The organism is Thioalkalivibrio sp., assembly GCF_007692535.1.
GTDB lineage: Bacteria > Pseudomonadota > Gammaproteobacteria > Ectothiorhodospirales > Ectothiorhodospiraceae > Thioalkalivibrio.
This window is the reverse complement of record NZ_REBW01000035.1, coordinates 1-4,105: the sequence shown is the minus strand read 5'-3', so window position 1 is coordinate 4,105 and position 4,105 is coordinate 1. Positions and strand designations below refer to the sequence as shown.

General features: G+C 70.2%; 3 protein-coding genes. All 3 read left to right on the top strand.

Annotated features, from left to right (window positions below; genetic code table 11):
- Positions 1-1,734: RelA/SpoT family protein (locus EA346_RS00585; protein WP_296754303.1), on the top strand; the 1,734-nt coding region annotated here is incomplete at its 5' end.
- Positions 1,735-1,812: 78 nt separating this feature from the next.
- Positions 1,813-2,202, top strand: coding sequence for a RidA family protein (locus tag EA346_RS00580; RefSeq protein ID WP_296754300.1), 390 nt, complete (start codon positions 1,813-1,815; stop codon positions 2,200-2,202).
- A 27-nt stretch (positions 2,203-2,229) separates the two neighbouring features.
- Positions 2,230-4,105, top strand: a 1,876-nt coding sequence (recG, locus tag EA346_RS00575; protein ID WP_296754298.1) for an ATP-dependent DNA helicase RecG, incomplete at its 3' end; no start/stop codon positions are given.

Genomic DNA, 4,105 nt, shown 5'->3' with positions numbered 1-4,105 from the left:
ATCCGGGTGATCCTGATCAAGCTGGCCGACCGCCTGCACAACATGCGCACTCTCGGGGTGATGCGCCCGGACAAGCGCCGACGCATCGCCGGCGAGACGCTGGAGATCTACGCGCCGATCGCCCAGCGCCTGGGCATGAACAAGATCCGCCGTGAACTGGAACAACTGGGGTTCGCGGCCAAGCACCCCTTGCGCTTCGCGGTGCTGGAACAGGCCGTCTTGCGCGCCCGCGGCCACCGCCGCGAGCCGATGCAGAAGATCGAGTCCGCGATCACCAACCGGATGGAGTCGTCCGGCCTCGAGGCGCGGATCATGGGGCGCGAGAAGGGCCTCTACAGCATCTACCGCAAGATGCAGGAGAAGCGCCACTCGTTCAAGGAGGTGGTGGATGTCTTCGCGGTGCGCATCGTGGTGGCCGACGTCGACACCTGCTACCGCGCGCTGGGCGTGGTGCACAACCTGTACAAGCCGGTGCCGGGGCGGTTCAAGGACTACATCGCGATTCCGAAGTCGAACGGCTACCAGTCGCTGCACACCGTGCTGTTCGGCCCCCACGGCAGCCCGATCGAGGTGCAGATCCGCAGCGCGGAAATGGACCGGGTCGCCGAGAGCGGCATCGCCGCGCATTGGCAGTACAAGGCGGGCACCGATCTCGCGATGACCGCGCAGAGCCGGGCGCGCGACTGGCTGAAGGACGTCCTCGAGATCCAGAACAGCGTCGGCAGCTCGATCGAGTTCCTGGAGAACGTGAAGATCGACCTGTTCCCCGACGAGGTCTACACCTTCACCCCGATGGGGGAGATCATGGTGCTGCCGCGCGGAGCCACCCCGATCGACTTCGCCTACGCGGTGCACTCCGATGTCGGCAACCGCTGCGTCGCGGCGAAGGTCGACCGGCAGCTGGCGCCACTGTCCGCGCGCCTGCAGAGCGGACAGACCGTCGAGATCGTCACCGCCAAGGGTGCGCGCCCGAATCCGGCCTGGCTGTCCTTCGTGATCACCGGCAAGGCCCGCTCGGGCATCCGCCACAGCCTGAAGACACTGCAGACCGACGAGGCCATGGTGCTCGGTCGGCGCCTGATGGAAAAGGCCCTGTCCACGCTCGGCCAGAGCCTCGGGCAGCTCTCCCCGGTACGCCTGAACCAGGTGCTCGACGAGATGAAGCTGCCAGATATCGACAGCCTGCTGGTGGAGATCGGCCTGGGCAACCGCATGGCGACGCTGGTCGCACGGCAGCTGGTCGGGCAGGATCCCGCGGAAGAAGCGGATCGACTCTGCGACGGCACCGGCTCGGCGCTGTCGGTGACGGGCACCGAGGGACTGGTGGTCAACTACGGCCGCTGCTGCCACCCGATCCCGGGTGACCCGGTCATCGGCCTGCTCAGCGCCGGGCGCGGGCTGGTGGTGCACCGGGAGAACTGCCGCAACGTCGCCGAGCAGCGCGAACGCGCCGACCGCACGGTGGCGCTGGAATGGTCCAGCGAGCCCGGGGCCGAGTTCGCGGTGTCGGTACGCGCGCAGACGGCCAACCGCCGCGGCGCGCTGGCCGAGATGGCCTCGGTGATCGCCGACCACGGCTCCAACATCGAGCACATCACCTTCAACGAGCGCGACGGCCACTCCACCGGGATGACCTTCACCATCACGGTGCGCGACCGCCGCCACCTGGCCCAGATCATCCGCTCGCTGCGCCGCCTGAACGACGTCCTCCGCGTGCAGCGCGCCCGCGGCTGAGCCGTCGCTCGTTGCGGCGTTGCCTTGGCGGCCGGTATCTTGGCGGTTTCGGCCACCGCCCCATGGAGGGTTCGCAGCATGAAGCGACAGATCATTCAGACCGACGCCGCCCCGGCCGCCATCGGCACCTACTCCCAGGCGGTTCGCACCGGTGACACCGTGTACGTCTCGGGGCAGATCCCGCTGCAGCCGGCGACGATGGAACTGATCGAGGGCGACATGGAACTGCAGATCCGACAGGTCTTCGACAACCTTGCCGCCGTCGCGCGGGCGGCCGGCGGGTCGCTGGACGACGTCGCCAAGCTCAACATCTTCCTGACCGACCTCAGCCATTTCCCATTGGTGAACCAGGTGATGAGCGAATACTTCAGCGAGCCCTACCCCGCGCGTGCCGCGATCGGCGTCGCCGGACTGCCGAAGGGGGCCGAGGTCGAAATGGACGCCATCCTGCACCTGCCCCAGGCCTGAACGGGTCACCCCGGACGCCGGCGCCGAATGGATCTCGACGCTTCGTTGACCACGCTGAAAGGCGTGGGCCCGAAACAGGCCGAGCGCCTCGCGCGCCTGGGGCTGCACAGCGCGCACGACCTGCTGCTGCACCTGCCGCTGCGGTTCGAGGATCGCACCCGCCTGACCCCGCTGGGACAACTGCGGTCCGGCGCCACCGCCCTGTTCGAGGGCACGGTGGCGGGAACCGAGATCGCCCACGGGCGCCGGCGCATGCTGCTGGTGCACCTGGAAGACAGCGGCGCCCGCCTGATGCTGCGCTTCTTCCATTTCGGCGCCGCCCAGCAGAAGGCCTTCGCATCCGGGGCCCGGGTGCGTGCCTTCGGTGAAATCCGCGGCCTGCCGGGGGCGCAGGAGTGCGTGCACCCGGAGTACCGGATCCTGCGTGACCCCGCGCCTCCGCTGGAACCCGCGCTGACCCCGGTGTACCCGGCCGCCGAGGGCATCTCGCAGCGCCTGCTGCGCGACCTCGTGGGAACGGTGCTTCCGGAGGCGGACCGCCTGCCGGACGTTCTGCCCGAGCTGCAGCGGCAGGGCCTGCCGGGGCTGGGCCAGGCGCTGCGCGAGGCGCACCAACCCGAGGCCGGTTCGGCGAACGCCGCCCTGCTGGAGCCGGGTAGCGCGCAGGGACGCAGCCCGGCGCTGACGCGCCTGGTGCTGGAGGAGCTGTGCGCACACCAGGTGGCGTTGATGATCAATGCCGGCTCCCGCCCGCAGGGGCGCGCGCCGGTCCTGCGCCCGGCAGAGACCCTGTGGCCCCGGCTGCTCGAGGATCTGCCGTTCACCATGACCCGGGCACAGGAACGCGCGATCGCGGAGATCCGCGCCGACCTGGCCCGCGACCTGCCGATGAACCGCCTGCTCCAGGGCGATGTCGGCTCCGGCAAGACGCTGGTCGCGGTCGCGGCCGCGCTCACCGCGATCGAGGCGGGCTACCAGGTGGCGTTCATGGCACCGACGGAACTGCTGGCGCGGCAGCATGCGCGCAACCTCGCCGCCTGGCTGGACCCGCTGGGCGTCGGCCTGGCCTGGCTCGGCGGCCGCCAGCGCAAGAGCGAGCGCGAGGCCCTGCTGAGCGCGCTGGCCGCGGGGGAGCTGGAGCTGGCCGTCGGCACCCACGCCCTGTTCCAGGATCAGGTCGCCTTCGCCCGCCTGGGGCTCGCGATCATCGACGAGCAGCACCGCTTCGGCGTGCACCAGCGCATGGCGCTGCGCGACAAGGGCAGCGGGCTGGTGCCGCACCAGCTGATCATGACCGCAACGCCGATCCCGCGCACGCTGGCGATGTCGCTGTACGCGGACCTGGACCAGTCGGTGCTGGACGAGCGCCCGCCGGGCCGCACCCCGGTGAAGACCGCGCTGATCAGCAACGAGCGCCGCGACGAAGTGATCGAGCGCATCCGCGTCGCCTGCGGCGAGGGCATTCAGGCGTACTGGGTCTGCCCCCTGGTGGAGGCCTCCGACGTCCTCGAGGCGGAGGCCGCCGAAGAGACCACCGAGCGCCTGCGCGCGGCGCTGCCGCACCTGCGCATCGAGCGCGTGCACGGGCGCATGAAGGGCAGCGATCGCGACGTGGTGATGGAAGCCTTCCGCCGCGGCGAGATCGACCTGCTGGTGGCGACCACGGTGATCGAGGTCGGGGTCGATGTTCCGAACGCCAGCCTGATGATCATCGAAAACGCCGAGCGCATGGGGCTGTCGCAGCTGCACCAGCTGCGCGGGCGCGTCGGACGCGGTCACCGCGCCAGCGCCTGCGTGCTGCTGTACCGGCCGCCGCTGGGCGAGATCGCGCAGGAACGACTCGAGGCCATGCGCCGCACCGACAACGGCTTCGAGATCGCCGAGGTGGACCTGAAGATCCGCG